The 16,980-nt window shown below is 68.3% G+C and carries 11 protein-coding genes; 9 read left to right on the top strand and 2 right to left on the bottom strand.

The window, feature by feature from the left end; all coding sequences use genetic code 11:
- Positions 1-14 precede the first annotated feature (14 nt).
- The 8 genes from zipA (at position 15) to BMZ45_RS06665 (ending at position 11,998) form a co-directional block, all read left to right on the top strand.
- A complete protein-coding gene (zipA, locus tag BMZ45_RS06700) occupies positions 15-770 on the top strand; it encodes a cell division protein ZipA (protein WP_091634213.1) in 756 nt (251 codons plus the stop codon).
- A 622-nt stretch (positions 771-1,392) separates the two neighbouring features.
- The gene (gene ligA, locus BMZ45_RS06695) at positions 1,393-3,759 is read left to right on the top strand and encodes an NAD-dependent DNA ligase LigA (protein WP_091634210.1); all 2,367 of its coding nucleotides are present in this window, start codon (positions 1,393-1,395) and stop codon (positions 3,757-3,759) included.
- On the top strand, positions 3,756-4,742 hold the full coding sequence (gene epmA, locus BMZ45_RS06690) for an EF-P lysine aminoacylase EpmA (protein WP_091634207.1): 987 nt from the start codon (positions 3,756-3,758) through the stop codon (positions 4,740-4,742). Before ligA ends, epmA begins: the two co-directional genes overlap by 4 nt.
- A gap of 104 nt (positions 4,743-4,846) precedes the next feature.
- Complete coding sequence (locus BMZ45_RS06685) at positions 4,847-5,584, top strand: DUF3011 domain-containing protein (protein ID WP_175488971.1); 738 nt, start codon at positions 4,847-4,849, stop codon at positions 5,582-5,584.
- A gap of 212 nt (positions 5,585-5,796) precedes the next feature.
- On the top strand, positions 5,797-6,561 hold the full coding sequence (locus BMZ45_RS06680; RefSeq protein ID WP_091634202.1) for a DUF3011 domain-containing protein: 765 nt from the start codon (positions 5,797-5,799) through the stop codon (positions 6,559-6,561).
- A 114-nt stretch (positions 6,562-6,675) separates the two neighbouring features.
- The gene (gene mtnA, locus BMZ45_RS06675) at positions 6,676-7,731 is read left to right on the top strand and encodes an S-methyl-5-thioribose-1-phosphate isomerase (RefSeq protein ID WP_091634199.1); all 1,056 of its coding nucleotides are present in this window, start codon (positions 6,676-6,678) and stop codon (positions 7,729-7,731) included.
- Positions 7,732-7,944: 213 nt separating this feature from the next.
- Complete coding sequence (gene gyrA / locus BMZ45_RS06670; RefSeq protein WP_091634196.1) at positions 7,945-10,686, top strand: DNA gyrase subunit A; 2,742 nt, start codon at positions 7,945-7,947, stop codon at positions 10,684-10,686.
- A 397-nt stretch (positions 10,687-11,083) separates the two neighbouring features.
- Positions 11,084-11,998 (top strand): hypothetical protein, encoded by a 915-nt coding sequence (locus tag BMZ45_RS06665; protein WP_091634194.1) that lies wholly within the window; start codon positions 11,084-11,086, stop codon positions 11,996-11,998.
- A 70-nt stretch (positions 11,999-12,068) separates the two neighbouring features.
- On the opposite strand, the gene BMZ45_RS06660 is transcribed toward BMZ45_RS06665, so the two are convergent.
- Complete coding sequence (locus tag BMZ45_RS06660; protein WP_139215416.1) at positions 12,069-14,234, bottom strand: M4 family metallopeptidase; 2,166 nt, start codon at positions 14,232-14,234, stop codon at positions 12,069-12,071.
- Between the two features lie 825 nt (positions 14,235-15,059).
- Between BMZ45_RS06660 and BMZ45_RS06655 the strand changes: the two genes are divergently transcribed.
- Positions 15,060-16,544, top strand: coding sequence for an FAD-binding oxidoreductase (locus BMZ45_RS06655; protein WP_091634191.1), 1,485 nt, complete (start codon positions 15,060-15,062; stop codon positions 16,542-16,544).
- A gap of 97 nt (positions 16,545-16,641) precedes the next feature.
- Here BMZ45_RS06655 and BMZ45_RS06650 read toward each other — a convergent pair.
- The coding region (locus tag BMZ45_RS06650; RefSeq protein WP_175488970.1) for a proprotein convertase P-domain-containing protein at positions 16,642-16,980 on the bottom strand (339 nt) is incomplete at its 5' end.

The following is a 16,980-nucleotide window of genomic DNA, read 5'->3' as shown; positions in this document are numbered from 1 at the left end:
CTAAGGAGCAATCGATGTCCGAAGTGACCCTGCTGCGGATCGGCATCCTGATCGCCGGCTTGATTCTGATCGGCGCGATCGTGTTCTTCGGCCGTCCGCGCAAGCCCGGGCAGGGCAAGCGCGTGCCGCGCGAGAGCGGCGCCGATGCGCGCAAGGCCGAAGGCGGCCGTCGCGAGCCCACCCTGGGCGAGCTGATCGAAGGCGAGAACGACGCGGCCACGGCCGGCGAAAGCACGCGCCAGGCCGAACTGGAACTGTTCGATCGCACCCTCGAGGGCGGTGCCGCCAACAGCGAACTCGGCCGCCGCGCCACCGAGGAGTTCGACAAGATCGTCACCCTTTATCTGGCCGCGCGCGCCGGCGCCAAGCTGCATGGCCCGGACATCGTGGTCGCGGCCGAGAAAGCCGGCCTGGTCTACGGCCACATGGGCGTGTTCCACCGCCTGGTCGAGGGCCATCCCGAGCGCGGCCCGGTGTTCAGCGTGGCCAACATCATGAAGCCCGGCAGTTTCGACATGGCCCAGATCCAGGCCCTGGAAACCCCGGCGATCGCGTTCTTCCTGACCCTGCCGGCGCCGGTGCCCGCGCTCGACGCCTGGGAAACCATGCTGCCGACCGCGCAGCGCATGGCCGAACTGCTGGACGGCGTGGTCCTGGACGAGCAGCGCAACGCTCTGGGCCGCCAGCGCATCGCCCACCTGCGCGACGAACTGCGCGCCTACGACCGCCAGCGCGAAGCGCCGCCGCTGACCCGGCCTACGCGCTGGTAAGCGATCCCGCGCGCTGGCGCGGGTGCGCCGCGACGACGTCGCGGCTCGAAAAGCAAATCCCCCTCGGTCCCCCTTTTTCAAAGGGGGAAGACAATCGAGCGTGTGAGGCCGGGGGTATAGGCTGCGACGAAGAGCGTTACGGCTGCCGTCGCTGCCGTGCCGCAACCGCCGTTGCCGTTACCACCACCGATGCCGCCGATGCCGCCTCTGCTGTCGGTGCCGATGCCGATGCCGATGCCGATGCCGATGCCGACGCCGATGCCGATGCCGACGCCGATGCCGATGCCGATGCCGATGGTGATGGCGATGGCGATGGTGATGGCGATGGCGATGCCGATGGCGCCGGTGCCGGTGCCGCCGGCGCTGCCGACGCTGCTGGCGCTGCCGGCGCCAGTGCCGCCGATGCGTCGACGTGCCCATGCCCCCGACGCGCCGACGCGCCGACGCGCCTATGTCGCCGTTGCTTTCGCCGTTGCCGTTGCTGTTCCCCCCTTTGGAAAAGGGGGGCAGGGGGGATTTGCTCCACCCCGCGCAAACTCACAAAGCCAGCATCCCCAGAATCGTCCAAACCGTTCAAAATGGCGCCATCGCGCTGCGACCGCAGCGCCCTGGATCGCCCGCGATGACCGATTCGAGCAAAGCCGCGCAACGTGCCGCCGCCCTGCGTCAGCAGTTGGAAGACGCCAACTATCGCTACCACGTGCTCGACGATCCCAGCATCCCGGACGCCGAGTACGACCGCCTGCTGCGCGAGCTCGACCAGCTCGAGGCCGCGCATCCCGAGCTGCTCACGCCCGACTCGCCGACCCAGCGCGTCGGCAACGCGCCGTCCTCGGCCTTCGCCGAGGTCCGTCACGCGATTCCGATGCTGTCGCTGGGCAACGCCTTCAGCGACGAGGAAGTCGCCGACTTCGAACGCCGCATCGAGGAACGCCTGGAGCGCAGCTCGCCGAGCTTCTCGGTCGAGCCCAAACTCGACGGCCTGGCGATCAGCCTGCGCTACGAACACGGCCGCTTCGTCCAGGGCGCGACCCGCGGCGACGGCGCCACCGGCGAGGACGTGACCGCGAACCTGCGCACCGTCAAGGCGATCCCGCTGCAGCTGCGCGGCAAAGGCTGGCCGGAAGTATTGGAAGTGCGCGGCGAGGTCTACATGCCGCTGGCGGCGTTCAAGGCCTACAACGAACGCGCGCTCAAGGACGGCGGCAAGGTCCTGGCCAATCCGCGCAACGGCGCGGCCGGCTCGCTGCGCCAGCTCGATCCGCGCATCACCGCCCAGCGCCCGCTGGCGTTCTACGCCTACGCGGTCGGCATCGTCGAAGGCTACGAGCTGCCTGCCACGCATTCGGCCACGCTGGCGCAGTTGCGCGAGTGGGGCTTCCCGGTCAGCGCCGAAAGCGATGTGGTCGCCGGCACCCAGGGCCTGCTCGGCTACTACCGCCGCATCGGCGAAAAGCGCGACAAGCTGCCGTTCGACATCGACGGCGTGGTCTACAAGCTCGACGACTACGCCGGCCAGCGCGAGATGGGCTTCGTCTCGCGCGCGCCGCGCTGGGCGATCGCGCACAAATTTCCGGCCCAGGAGCAGTCGACCACGGTCGAATCGATCGAGATCAACGTCGGCCGCACCGGCGCGGTCACGCCGTGGGCGCTGATGGCGCCGGTACAGGTGGGCGGCGTGGTGGTGACCCGCGCCACCCTGCACAACGCCGATCAGGTCGCGCGCCTGGACGTGCGCAACGGTGACACCGTGATCGTGCGCCGCGCCGGCGACGTGATCCCCGAAGTGGTGCGGGTGGTGATCGAACAGCGTCCGCCCGGCACCCAGCCCTGGGCCATGCCTGAGACCTGCCCGCAGTGCGGCTCGGAGCTGGTGCGCGAGGAGGGCGAGGTGGTCTGGCGCTGCTCGGGCGAGCTGATCTGCCCGGCTCAGCGCAAGGAGGCGATCATCCATTTCGCCTCGCGCCGGGCCATGGATATCGAGGGCCTGGGCGAGCGCTACGTCGAGGTGCTGTCGGACCTGGGTTATGTGCAGTCGGTGGCCGATCTGTACAAGCTAGGTCTGGACGATCTGCTGGAGATGAAGCGCCGCGCCGACGAGCGCGACGGCACCACGCCCGAAACGGTCAAGGCCGGCAAGGTCGCGACCAAGTGGGCCGACAATCTGATCGAAGCCATCGACCGCAGCCGCGCGACCACGCTGGAACGCTTTCTGTTCGCGCTCGGCATCCAGCACGTCGGCGAGAGCACCGCCAAGGCGCTCGCGGTCTGGTTCGGCGATCTGGCCCTGATCCGGCATCTGCCCTGGCCCTTGTTCAAGCGCGTGCCCGACATCGGCGGCGAAGTCGCGCGTTCGCTCGGACATTTCCTCGACCAGCCCGGCAACCAGCAGGTGATCGACGACCTGCTCGCGCGCGGCGTGACCATTACCGACACCCACGAGCCTTCGCCCAAGCTCGCCCCGGATCTGAATCTGGCGACCCTGCTGGTCGATATGGAAATCCCCAAGGTCACCCGCATCCGCGCCGAACAGCTGGCCGCCGCGTTCGCCGATGCGGCCAAGCTGGCGGCCGCGCCCGAGCACGCCTACGTGACGGCCGGTCTGCCCGCCGACAGCGCGCAGGCCTTCGCCCTGTGGCGCGACGACGCCGACAACGCGGCCCTGCTGCAACGCGTGGGCGCGGCCTTGGCGCAACTGCAGGCGCGCCTGCCCGATGCGGCCGCGGCGGCCGCAGCCGCCGGCCCGCTGGACGGCCAGACCGCGGTGCTCACCGGCAGCCTCAGCGCCTTGTCGCGCGATCAGGCCAAGGACCATCTGGAAGCGCTGGGCGCCAAGGTCGCCGGCAGCGTGTCCAAGAAGACCAGCTTCGTGGTCGCCGGCGAGGCCGCCGGTTCCAAGCTCGACAAGGCCCAGGAACTGGGCGTGCCGATCTGGGACGAGGCGCAGTTGCTGGCGTTCCTGGCCGAACACGGCCGCTCGGTCCCGTGAGCGAGGCCCGCGCGCGCGATTGGCGTCCGTCGGCGAGCTTCGAGGCGCTGCGCCTGCGCGCCGCGCTCAATGCGCGCATCCGCGCGTTCTTCGCCGAGCGCGGCGTGACCGAAGTCGAGACCCCGGTGTTGTCGGTGGCCGGCAACACCGACCCCAACATCGCCTCGTTCTCGCTGCAGTTCAGCGGTCGCACCGACGGCGCACCGCGCACGCGCTGGCTGCGCACCTCGCCCGAGTACCCGCTCAAGCGCCTGCTCGCGGCCGGTTTCGGCGATTGCTACGAGCTCGGCCGAGTGTTCCGCGACGGCGAGGCCGGCGGCCGCCACAACCCCGAATTCAGCATGCTCGAGTGGTATCGGCTGGGCTACGACCATCAGGATTTGATCGCCGAGACCGCCGAACTGATCCAGGCCGCGCTGGCCCTGGTCGGGCGCGAGGCGGCGCTGGAACGCGTGGCCTATCGCGAGTTGTACCGACAGCGCCTGGGTCTGGATCCGCTGAGCGCCGACGAAACCGAATTGCGCGCCGCCTTGGGCGAGCTGGTGATCGATCCGGAGGGCCTGGGCCGCGACGATTGGCTGGATCTGCTGATGACCCACCGCCTGCAGCCCGGCTTCGCGTCCGATCGTCTGCTCGCCGTCTACGACTACCCGGCCTCGCAATGCGCACTGGCGCGCGTGCGCCCCGGCGAGCCGCCGCTGGCGGAACGCTTCGAGCTCTACCTCGGCCCGCTGGAGCTGGCCAACGGCTATCACGAACTCGCCGATGCGGACGAGCAGGGCGCGCGCTTCGGGCGCGACCTCGCGCTGCGCGCGCAGCGCGGCGCGCCCACGCCGCCGCGCGACGACGCACTGCTGGCCGGCCTCGCCGCCGGTCTGCCGGACTGCGCGGGCGTCGCGCTGGGTGTCGACCGTTTGTTGATGGCGATGCTGAACGTTCCGCGCATCGCCGATACCTTGGCCTTCGATTTCGCGCGCGCATGACAAGCCTGAACGCAGAGCGCAAGTCGGCGCAGTTGCAGGATCTTTTGATTGACCATTCAGGTGCGCGGGGTAGAGTGATCGCGTATCGCAAGGGGGAGGTCGCAATGCGCACAGGTTCTGCCGCGGCACTGTCGTTGGCGCTGGCTCTGATGGCCTGCGCGGGCGCCGCCATGGCCCAGGCCGGCGGCGAACGGCTGTACGGCGACCGCGTGCTGCGCTGCGAATCCGAAGGCGAAACCCCGCGCCAATGCCCGGCCGACACCAGCGGCGGCGTGCGCCTGGCGCGGCGCCTGTCCGACAGCGACTGCGTCGAGGGCAAGAGCTGGGGCGTGAACCGCAGCGGCGTCTGGGTCGCGCGCGGCTGCAGCGCCGACTTCCTGCTCGGCCAGGGCGGCAGCGGCCGCGACAGCCGCAGCGGCGATCGTGTCATGCGGTGCGAATCCAAGGGCGGGCGCTGGAATCACTGCCGCGGCAACAGCGCCAATGGCGTGCAGCTGGTGCGCCAGTTGTCCAAGCGCCCCTGCATCCGCGACCAGAACTGGGGCGTGGACGCCCAGGGCCTGTGGGTGTCCGGCGGTTGCCGCGGCGAGTTCCAGATGCTGTCCGACGGCGCCACCGAGCCGGTGGCCGTCGCGCCTCGCGGCAAAGTGGTGCTGTGCGAATCGATCAAGAGTCAGGCCCAGCGCTGCGCGGTCGAGACCGGCGCGGGCGTGCGTCTGCATAAGCAGCTATCGCGCTCGCAATGCGTGGAAGGGCGTAGCTGGGGCTTCGACGGCAACGGCATCTGGGTCGAGGACGGCTGCCGCGCCGAGTTCGAAGTCGACGCGCCGCGCGGCGGTTGAGGCCCCGCGACACCTGCCATCGGTCAGGGCGACCGGCGACCCGGTCGCGCGGCATACTTGTACCCACGCGCGCCCTGTCCGGCCGCGGCCCCGGGACTCGTTAAGCGGCAGATAAACGCATCCGTATCGGGCCCGGCGCAGCGCCGAAATCTTGAGCTCGCGTTAAGCGGACGTGGATAGAGTTGCAGCCAACTGACAAAGGAGTGACGGACATGTTCGTACGCATCGTTTCCTGTTTCGCCCTGGCGCTGGGTTTCAGCGCGACCGCACAGGCGGCGCCGCAATACGATTCCGGTTACTACGGCGGCGGTCAGCAGACCATCCGCTGCGAGTCCGACGACGGCCGCAACCGTCAGTGCTATGCCGACACCCGCGGCGGCGTGCGCCTGGTGCGCCAGCTGTCCAAGTCGCAGTGCATCCAGGGCAGCACCTGGGGCTACAACCGCGACACCATCTGGGTCAGCGGCGGTTGCCGCGCCGAGTTCGAACTGGGCCGCGGCGACGGCGGCTGGAACGGCGGTGGCGGTTGGAACGGCGGCGGCAACAACGGCGACACCGTGCGCTGCGAATCCGACGACGGCCGGTACCGCACCTGCGCCATCGGCGGCAACCGCGCGCGCCTGGTGCGCCAGCTGTCCAAGTCGCCCTGCGTGGAAGGCCAGAGCTGGGGCTCGCAGCGCGGCAGCGTGTGGGTCAGCAACGGCTGCCGCGGCGAATTCAGCAGCGGTCGCGGCGGCGGCGGCGGTTGGAACGGTGGCGGCTGGAACGGCGGCGGCAACCAGTGGCGCACCGTGGTCTGCGAATCCAACGACGGCCGCGAGGGCCGCATGCGCCGCTGCAACACCAGCATCCGCGACGGTGCGCGCCTGATCCGCCAGAAGTCCAAGGGCGCCTGCATCGAAGGCCAGACCTGGGGCTGGGACCAGAACGGCATCTGGGTGCAGATGGGTTGCCGCGGCGAGTTCAGCGTGCGCTGATCGCCCGCATTACCGGCTGAGCACGACGGGCCCCGCGGCGACGCGGGGCCCGTTTTCGTTGGCGCCGTCGCGGCCCGCGACCAGGGCCTGGCGCGGCTGCGATAAACTGCGGGCATGAACGATATCGACTTCGACCGCTACGACCGCATCCGTCCGATCCGCTGGACCGGCGACGCCCTGGAACTGCTGGATCAGCGCCGCCTGCCGTTCCACGTCGAGTACGTGCGTTGCCAGGACAGCGACGCGGTCGCGGCCGCGATCCACGCCCTGACCGTGCGCGGCGCGCCGGCGATCGGCATCGCCGCGGCCTGGGGCGTGGTCCTGGCCGCGCGCGATATCCAGGCCGACGACGGCGCCGGCGCGCTGGCCGCGTTGGAGCCGGCGCTGCAGCGGCTCAATGCTGCACGTCCGACCGCGGTCAATCTGGCCTGGGCGCTGGCGCGCATGCGCCGCAGCCTGGGCGGGGCGGGCGCCGACTGGCGCGAGCGGCTCGCGCGCGAGGCCCAGGCGATCGCCGACGAGGACCTGGCCGCCAACCGCCGCATGGGCGCGCTGGGCGCGGCCCTGATCGTGCCCGGCAGCGGCGTGCTCACTCATTGCAACACCGGCTCGCTGGCCACCGCCGGCTTCGGCACCGCGCTAGGCGTGATCCGCGCCGGCGTCGCCCAGGGCCGCATCGAGCAGGTCTACGCCGGCGAGACCCGGCCCTGGCTGCAGGGCGCGCGCCTGACCGTGTGGGAGCTGCAGCAGGACGGCATCGCGCCGATCCTGATCGCCGACTCCGCCGCCGCCCATCTGATGAAGAGCGGGCGCGTGCAGTGGGTGGTGGTCGGCGCCGATCGCATCTGCGCCAACGGCGACACCGCCAACAAGATCGGCACCTACCAGCTTGCGATCGCCGCGCGGCACCACGGGGTCAAGTTCATGGTCGCCGCGCCGTCCTCGACGGTGGACATGGCCACCGCCTCGGGCGAGGCGATCGAGATCGAGGAGCGCGATCCCGGCGAGCTGTTCGCGGTCGGCGGCGTGCGCACCGCGGCCGAGCAGGTCGGCGCCTGGAACCCGGTGTTCGACGTCACCCCGCACGAATTGATCGACGCCATCGTCACCGAGCGCGGCGTGATCGAGCGCCCCGACGCGCAGGCGATGCGGGCCGCGTTCGGGGCCTGATCGCCGCGCCTCGCGCGCGGCTGCGCCAAAGCCTGGAAAAGCACCCGCAAGTGCTTGTTTCTGCGTGGGAATCGGACTGCTGTCCGACCCCGTTTCGTGCTATCATTTCCTGTCCTTTTGATGCCGCCTTGAGCGAGCTGCAGAACAGGCCCGCACGGGCAGGTTTCGCCGCCGTCCGGGGCGCCTAGCAAAACCGCTCAGCACGGAACCCTGATGGCCGAACTCGCCAAGGAAATCATCCAGATCAATCTCGAAGACGAGATGCGTCGCAGCTATCTCGATTACGCCATGAGCGTGATCGTGGGCCGCGCGCTCCCCGACGTCCGCGATGGTCTCAAGCCGGTGCACCGTCGCGTCCTGTACGCGATGAGCGAGCTCGGCGCGCACAGCAACAAGCCCCACTTCAAGTCGGCGCGTATCGTCGGCGACGTGATCGGTAAGTACCACCCGCACGGCGATCAGTCGGTCTACGACACGCTGGTGCGCATGGCCCAGCCGTTCTCGCTGCGCTATCTGCTGGTCGACGGCCAAGGCAACTTCGGTTCGGTCGACGGCGACTCCGCCGCCGCGATGCGTTACACCGAATCGCGCATGGCCAAGCTCACCCACGAGCTGATGGCGGACATCGACAAGGAAACCGTCGACTTCCAGCCCAACTACGACGAAAAGGAACTCGAACCCACGGTCATGCCGACCCGGGTGCCGAACCTGCTCGTGAACGGCTCAGCCGGTATCGCCGTGGGCATGGCGACCAACATCCCGCCGCACAACCTGTCGGAAGTGATCAACGCGACCATCGCCCTGATCAACGATCCGGAGCTGGACGTCGACGGCCTGATGGAATACATCCCCGGCCCGGATTTCCCGACCGCGGGCATCATCAACGGCACCGCCGGCATCATCGCCGCCTACCGCACGGGTCGCGGCCGCGTGCGCATGCGCGCGCGCGCCGAGATCGAGGTCAACGAGGACACCGGTCGCGAGGCGATCGCGGTCACCGAGATCCCGTACCAGGTCAACAAGGCGCGGCTGATCGAGAAGATCGCCGAGCTGGTCAAGGAGAAGAAGCTCGAGGGCATCAGCGAGCTGCGCGACGAGTCCGACAAGGACGGCATGCGCATCTTCATCGAGGTCAAGCGCGGCGAATCGGCCGAAGTGGTGCTGAACAATCTGTATCAGCAGACCCAGATGGAGTCGGTGTTCGGCATCAACATGGTGGCGCTGGTCGACGGCCGCCCGCAGTTGCTGAACCTCAAGCAGATCATCGAGGCCTTCATCCGTCACCGCCGCGAAGTGGTGACCCGCCGCACCATCTTCGATCTGCGCAAGGCGCGTCAGCGCGCGCACATCCTGGAAGGCCTGACGGTCGCGTTGGCCAACATCGACGAGATGATCGAGCTGATCAAGACCTCGGCGAATCCCAACGAAGCGCGCGAGCGCATGCTGGCCAAGACCTGGGAACCGGGCCTGGTCGGCGCGCTGCTGGCCGCTGCCGGCGCCGAGGCCTCGCGTCCGGACGATCTGCCGGCCGGCGTCGGTTTCGCCGACGGTCGCTACCAGCTCACCGAGGCCCAGGCCAGCCAGATCCTGGAAATGCGCCTGCACCGCCTGACCGGGCTGGAGCAGGAAAAGCTCACCGACGAATACAAGCTGCTGCTGGAGACCATCCGCGGCCTGATCGAGATTCTCGAGAATCCCGACGTGCTGCTGGAAGTGATCCGCACCGAGCTGCTGAACCTGAAGGAAGAGTTCGGCGATGCGCGCCGCAGCGAAATCCGCGCCAGCGAAGAGGATCTCGACATCCTCGACCTGATCGCGCCGGAAGACGTGGTGGTCACCTTGTCGCATTCGGGCTACGCCAAGCGCCAGCCGGTCAGCGCCTACCGCGCCCAGAAGCGCGGCGGCAAGGGCCGCAACGCGGCCGCGACCAAGGACGAGGACTTCATCGACAAGCTGTGGCTGGTCAACACCCACGACACCTTGTTGACCTTCACCAGCTCCGGCCGCGTGTTCTGGCTGCCGGTGCACCAGTTGCCGGAAGCCGGGCCGAACGCGCGCGGCCGTCCGATCATCAACTGGCTGGCGCTGGAAGCCGGCGAACAGGTCCAGGCCGTGCTGCCGGTGCGCGAGTACGACGATCAGCACTTCGTGTTCTTCGCCACCCGCAAGGGCATGGTCAAGAAAACGCCGCTGACCGAGTTCGCCTATCGCCTGGCGCGCGGCAAGATCGCGATCAACCTCGACGAGGGCGACGCCCTGGTCGACGTGGCCCTGACCGACGGCCAGCGCGAAGTGATGCTGTTCGCCAGCAACGGCAAGGCCGTGCGCTTCGCCGAAAGCGGTCGCGAGGACGAGGTCGAGGCCGGCGACGAGTCGGCCGAGGTCGAGGGCGCCGAGGACGGCCTCGAGATCGAGGCGGCGGGCGAGGGCGAGGGCGCCGACAAGTCCAAGCGCGGCAAGGGCGGCGTGCGTTCGACCGGCCGCAACAGCCGCGGCGTGCGTGGCATCAAGCTGGCCGCGGGCGAGGCGGTGGTCAGCATGATCGTGATCGACGGCGACGGCGACATCCTCACCGCCAGCCAGCGCGGCTACGGCAAGCGCACTCCGGTCGAGGAGTATCCGTGCAAGGGTCGCGGCACCCAGGGCGTGATCGCGCTCAAGACCACCGAGCGCAACGGCGCCCTGGTCGGCGCGATCCAGCTCAGCGATCACCACGAAGTGCTGATGATCTCCGACGGCGGCACCCTGGTGCGTACGCGTGCGGCGGAAATCTCCCAGGTCGGCCGCAACACCCAGGGCGTGACCCTGATGCGCCTGGCCGAGGACGAGACCCTGCAGACCATCGAGCGCGTCGACGCTTCGTTGGAAGACGACGCGGACGAGGCCGGCGACGGTCTGCCGCCGGTCGCGGATGCGGGCGACAACGCCGGCGATGCGCCCAGCCCGGAAAGCTGATCCGCGCCACGCAGCGTCGCGAAAACGCCGCCTTCGGGCGGCGTTTTCGTTTGCGTCGTTCGAACCCCACGCGCCGCTGCGCGGCCGCGCACGCGATCGCTTCGTTCGCGCAGGCATCGCGCCCGCGTGAAGATCGCGCGCGATCCGCCGCAGCCCATGCACGCGTCGTCGCAGTGCGTTTTTCGCCGAACCGGTTGGGCGCGCCGTTGGCCGCAGCACGCGCACGCCTCGTCGCAAACGCATCTTGTCGCGTTGATCGGCGTTGGCGGCGCTACCTAAGGTCGAAACCGGACACGGACGTCGATACAGGGGCGACGCCGGTCCGAAACCTTCCGCGAAGTCTTGCCCACCCGCAGGCGCCTCGCGTTTCGACTCAATCGACTCTGGAGCCTCCCCCATGAAACTTGCCACCACCGTCCTGGCCAGCGGCTTGTTGCTGCTCGCGCAGAGCGCGCACGCCGGCCAGCCGCAATACTTCGGCTACTACGCCAACAGCGGCAACACCGCCGACAACGGCGACCACACCAACATCACCTTCATCCAGACCTATTCGATTCCCAACCAGCAGGACGCGATCAATCTGATCTTCTCCGAGCTGGCCCAGGCCAAGGCGCGCAATCTCAAAGCCGTGATCGACGTGCACAAGCTGCTGTTCACCACCGGCGCCAACGACAGCTGCCCGTACAAGCCCAATCCCAGCCGCGTGCTGCACTGGAACCAGTTCGTCGATCAGCTGATCAACCAAGGTTATCTGGTCCCGAACAATCCCGGCGCCAGTACGGTGGCGGCGTTCTATCCGGTCGACGAGCCCGAGCTGTGCGGCCTCAACGACACCAAAGCCCCGGACGGCTGGAGCACCCAGGCCAATCCGACCTTGAGCGATGCCTTGTCGACGGTGCGCTGGAACGCCTCGACCGCGAACGTGCCGATCGCGGCGATCGTGAGCAGCCGTTACAGCAAGCCCGGCATTTCCGGCCTCACCTTCGGCGTGCGCTTGTTCAACTGGGTCGGCCTGGACAACTACGGCGCCAACGACAACGAGTACCTGGCCCAGATCGGCCAGCTCAAGACCCGCATCGACACCAACTGGCAGCGCGTGATCCTGGTGCCGCAGGCGGCCACCAACGCGCCCGGCCTGGACGGCTGGCCGCACACGCCGCAGGTGATGTACGACGCCGCTCGCGCCGATCCGGCGGTGGTGATGCTGATGCCCTTCCTGTGGTTCCACCCGCAGGGCCTGGGCACGCGCGACATTCCGTGGATGCGCGCCGAATACACGCGCATCGGTAGCGAGATCAAGTACGCGCCTTGATCCAAAGAGAGAACCCCGGCTCGCGCCGGGGTTCTCGGTTTCAGCGTTGCGATCGCGGCCTAAGCCAGGATCAGAACGTGATGCTCCAGCTGTTGATGTAGCCCACATCGATGGCCGCACGGTCGCTCACGCGCAGCTTCCAGGTGCCGTTGAGGGCTTCCGTGGTCAGGTTGCGGCTGTACGTGGTCACGATGTTGTCGGCGCTGCCGCCGCTGCGGTTGTGCAGGTTGTAGACCGAGCCGTCCGGCGCGATCAGGTCCACGATCAGGTCGCCCTTGTAGGTGTGGACGATGTTGACCGCGATCGAGGCGTTGCTCGGCGCATTGCCCGTACGTCCCGACACCGTGATGCTGCTGGTCACGCCGGTGGCGTTGTTGTCGGGAATGTTGACGTCGGTGCCGTTGGTGTAGGTCTGGGTGCCGCCGGTGCCGCCGACCGTGACCGACGAGGTCTTGGTGTTGGTGGCGCCGTTGTTGTCGGTCACCGTCAGGGTCACCGTGTAGGTGCCGGCGGTCGTATAGGTCTTGCTGGGGTTGGTGGCGGTGGAGGTGGTGCTGTCGCCGAAGTTCCAGCTACGCGAGGCGATGGAGCCGTCGCTGTCGGTGGAGGTATCGGTGAACGCCACCGTCAGGCCGCTGACCGACGAGGTGAAGTTCGCCACCGGCGGAACGTTGCCGCCGCCTGGGCAGTCGACGCCGACCAGGGCGAAGGCGGCGCTCACGTCGGCGACGGCATAGCCCAGATCGGTGGCCGCGGTCTCGACGCCGCAGGAGCCCTGGATGAAGTTGGTGCTCGCGGTCCAGTACAGCTGGTTGGCGCGGGCGAAGGCCTTGAACGCCTTCTGGGTATCCCAACCGGAGGTGGTGGCGAGCTTCCAGAACGCCTTGTTGTACACGCCGGACGAGTAGTGCACGTCCATGCCGTTGGTGTAGTTCGAGGCGTGGCCGATCGAGCTGCCGTCCTGCGGCGGATTGGCCATGTAACGCAGGGCGCCGCTGGCCTTGAAGATCTGCGCGCCGACCAGGAAGTCGTTCGAGCCGTTCATGTAGTACTCGGCGGCTTCGCCGGCCATGTCGGAGAACGCTTCGTTGATGCCGCCGGACTGACCGGAGTAGGTCAGGTTCGAGTTCTGCTCGGTGAAGCCGTGCGAGACCTCGTGCGCCGACACGTCCAGGCTGACCAGCGGGTAGAAGGTCGAGCCGCCGTCGCCGAAGGTCATCGCCGAGCCGTCCCAGAACGCGTTCTGGTAGCTGTTGCTGTAATGCACGCGCATGGTCAGCTGGAAGCTCAGCGGCGGCACGCCCACGTAGGCGCCGTACATGTCGTAGACGACCTTGCCGAAGTAGTGCGCGTCGTTGAGCGGCGAGTAGGCGCCGTTGATGGTCTTCACGGTGTTGCGCGGGCAGGTGTAGGAGAACGCCGTGCTGCCGCTGGTGCCGTGATTGAGGTTGACCGTCTTCACGTTGGCGTTGTTCATGGTGCAGGTGCTGCCGCTCTGCGCCACGTCGAGGAAGCCGAAGTTGGTGCCGTATTCGTACTGGCCGGTCTTCTGGTTGCCGCCGGGGCCGGTGCCGTTGGCATGCGCCAGCGCATCCCACTGCTTGAGCACGCGACCGCTGTTGGCGTCGACGATCACGAACGGACGCGTCGGCGAACCGCCCTTGGCGGCGTCGGCGAAGTAGGACACGACATAGGCCAGATGCGCGCGGCCGCCGTCGTCGACGTAGATGACCTGCTCGGTCTTCTCGTCGCGGGTGCCGAGCAGGCCCTGGCGGTTGCCCAGGCCGGCGCGCTTGCCGACGCTCAGCGCCTGCGACTTGGCCAGCTTGGGCGTGACGCTGGGCAGGTCGGCGTCGAGGCCGTTGATCATCTGGCCGAACAGGGTGCGCACGTTGCCGTTGGCGTCCTCGCTGACCACGACCTGTTCGCCGAAGATCGGCACGCCGCGATAGTTCTGCTGATAGCGGTAGTGGCGGGTGCCGTTGCGATCGGCCTTGGTCGCGACCGCCTTGAGCGTGGACTGCGTGTCCAGCGCTAGCATTTCGGCATGACGGGCGCCGGCATCGGCGCTGACGCCGACGCTGGCCGTGGCGGCACGGTACTGCTGATTGACCTGGCTGACGCTGCGCTGCTGGTGCAGATCGACGCGTTGCGCCGCATCGGCCGCGCCAGCGACCAGGACCAGGGCGGCCGCGGCCGCGAGTGCGTGCAGTTTCGGTACGGAATGACGATTCACTGGTGGTACCCCCGAAGCTAGTGTTGTTGGTCGGGCCGCGTACGCGGCCGGCTCACTGCAGGTGGTGCATCCGCCCCCTGTCACCAACACGCCCTGGCCCTGCGCACTCGATCGTCCTTGTGCGTGCGGTAGGTCGTGGGTCTATCGGATGCCGCCGCGATGTCCTTCGCGACGGCGGAGCGACGCTAGGCCGGCGTTCAAATTCGGGTCAAAGCAGTGGACCTAAGTCACATTCGTTAAGGAATGAAAGCGTACTGATGCGGTGCACGGCGCTTGCATCTGAAACCGTTTTTTTGCCGTATTTGGCGCGTGAATCCTGTTTTCACGAGACCGCAATGGCCTTGTAATAATGTTTTAAATAATATGCTGCACCGCATCATGATTATGCGCGGTTCGGGTAGGGGTTTAATCGCCTGAATGCGTTGATCATCTTATTCAGCCAAATCAATGGCTTTCATGCTCACTAACGTGAACGAATGGGGTTTCCTTGATTATTTTCATGAAGATAATCAATCGCCGAATGTGACCGAATTCCGCGCATAAGCGTGGGCACTATTCCAGTTACCACCTGGGGCGACCGGCGGGGCCCGATCTGGATAAAGTCCAGGCCAGGGCGCGCCACCGCCGCACGGCGACGCCGGCCCGAAACCTCGCGTCCCCACGGCCTTCCGCCGGCGTCTCGGCGAATCTGGCGTGCCTTCCGGACGCTCGCTAACCTGATCGCATGCCCGACACGAACCTGGCGTCGATCGAACCTCCCGCGCCGACCGGCGCGCGGCGGCGTGGCGGGCGCGGCGTCCACCGCGGCGGAGGCGGCGCTCGCTGATGGGCCATAACGACAACGACAGCGCCGTCGACGAAACCGACAGTGCGGGCCGCGCCTGCGCCGATCCCGGGCGGCGCGAAGCGTTGCGGCGGCTTGGCGCCTGCGCGGCGCTGGGCGTGTCCGGCTGCGTGCGCGAGTCGCCGCAACGCGACGAACGCTGGTTGCGCGATATCAGCGGCATCGACGAAACCCGGGTCGGCCGCGTGCTCAGACCCGCCTCGGTCGCTGCGGTGACGGCCGCCTTGCGGCGCTATCCCGGCGCGGTCTCGATCGGCGGCGCGCGTTGCAGCATGGGCGGCCAGATCGCCGCGGACGGATCGCTGCATCTGGACATGCGCGGTCTGAACCGCGCGGTCCGGCTGGACCCCGCGCGCCGGCGCGTGCGCGTGCAGACCGGCATGGCCTGGCGCGAGTTGCAGGCGCTGATCGACCCGCACGGCCTGGCGGTCTCGATCATGCAGAGCTACAGCAACTTCAGCATAGGCGGCTCCCTGTCGGTCAATTGCCACGGCCGCTACGTCGGCAAGGGCAGCCTGATCCACAGCCTGCGCGCGCTGCAGCTGGTGGACGGCGACGGCCAGGTGCATGAGCTCAGCCGCGAGCGCGATCCGCAGCTGTTCCACGCGGCCGTGGGCGGCTACGGCGGGCTGGGCGTGATCACCGAGGCCGAGTTCGATCTCAGCGCCAATCACCGCATCGTGCGGCGCGCCCAGCGGGTAGCCCTGGACGAGTACCCGGCCTGGTTCGCCGAGCGCGTGCTCGCCGATCCGGCCAGCGTGCTGCACAACGCCGACCTGCTGCCACCGCGCTTCGACGCGCCGGTGGCGGTGACCTGGACGCGTTGCGAAGAGCCCTTGACCGTCGACGAGCGTCTGATCGCACGCAACGGCGACTACCGCCGCGACCGCAAGCTGATCTGGAGCGTGTCCGAGCTGCCCGGCGGACCCTGGATGCGCGAGCGGTATTCGGTGGAGAAGCTGCTGAGCGAACGCGAGGTCGTCTGGCGCAATCGCGAGGCCAGCCTGGACATCGCCTCGCTGGAGCCGAGCACGCGCCGCTACTCGACCTATCTGCTGCAGGAATACTTCGTGCCGGTGCCGGCCTTCGCCGAGTTCGCGCGGGCGATGGCGCGGCTGCTGCGCGACTTCGAGGTGCACGCGCTCAACGTATCGATCCGGCACGCGCCCGCGGACCGACAGTCGCTGCTGACCTGGTCGCCGACCGATGTGTTCTCGTTCGTGCTCTATCACAAGCAGCGCAGCGGCGAGCGCGCCGACGCGGTGGCCGGCCAATGGACGCGGCGGCTGATCGACCTGGCATTGGACCACGGCGGCCGCCATTACCTGCCGTATCGCCTGCACGCGACGCGCGAGCAGTTCCTGCGCGGCTATCCCGCCGCGCCGATCTTCGCGGCGCTCAAGCGGCAGATCGATCCGCACGGGCGGTTCCGCAATCGGATGTGGGACAAGTACCTGCCGACCTGAGGGCGCCGCAGCGCTGCGTCCGCAAAAAAGGAAACCCCGGCCGAAGCCGGGGTTTCGCTGGAATCCGAGCCCGGGCGCAAGGCCCGGACGCGAGGCATCAGAAGGTGATGCTCCAGTTGTCGATGTAGCCCACGTCCTGGCCGGCCCGATCGGCGGCGCGCAGCCGCCAGGTGCCGTTGAGCGCTTCGGTCGACAGGTTCTTGACGAAGGTGCCGCTGACGTTGTCGGCGCTGCCGCCGCTGCGGTTGTGGATGTTGTAGACCGAACCGTCCGGCGCCAGCAGGTCCACGATCAGATCGCCCTTGTAGGGATGGACGATGTTGACCGAGATCGAGGCGTTGGTCGGAGCGTTGCCGGTGCGGCCGGAGACCACGATCGAGCTGCTCACGCCGGTGGCGTTGTTGTCGGGAATGTTGACGTCGGTGCCGTTGGTGTA

The sequence above is a fragment of the Lysobacter sp. cf310 genome (genome assembly GCF_900114355.1).
GTDB lineage: Bacteria > Pseudomonadota > Gammaproteobacteria > Xanthomonadales > Xanthomonadaceae > Lysobacter.
This window is presented reverse-complemented; position numbering and strand designations above follow the sequence as displayed.

What these genes read in the sequence shown, in the direction of transcription:
- zipA (WP_091634213.1), top strand. Translation starts at nt 15, where the DNA reads ATGTCCGAAGTGACCCTGCTGCGGATCGGCATCCTGATCGCCGGCTTG.
- ligA (WP_091634210.1), top strand. Translation starts at nt 1,393, where the DNA reads ATGACCGATTCGAGCAAAGCCGCGCAACGTGCCGCCGCCCTGCGTCAG.
- BMZ45_RS06685 (WP_175488971.1), top strand. Translation starts at nt 4,847, where the DNA reads ATGCGCACAGGTTCTGCCGCGGCACTGTCGTTGGCGCTGGCTCTGATG.
- BMZ45_RS06680 (WP_091634202.1), top strand. Translation starts at nt 5,797, where the DNA reads ATGTTCGTACGCATCGTTTCCTGTTTCGCCCTGGCGCTGGGTTTCAGC.
- mtnA (WP_091634199.1), top strand. Translation starts at nt 6,676, where the DNA reads ATGAACGATATCGACTTCGACCGCTACGACCGCATCCGTCCGATCCGC.
- gyrA (WP_091634196.1), top strand. Translation starts at nt 7,945, where the DNA reads ATGGCCGAACTCGCCAAGGAAATCATCCAGATCAATCTCGAAGACGAG.
- BMZ45_RS06665 (WP_091634194.1), top strand. Translation starts at nt 11,084, where the DNA reads ATGAAACTTGCCACCACCGTCCTGGCCAGCGGCTTGTTGCTGCTCGCG.
- BMZ45_RS06655 (WP_091634191.1), top strand. Translation starts at nt 15,060, where the DNA reads ATGGGCCATAACGACAACGACAGCGCCGTCGACGAAACCGACAGTGCG.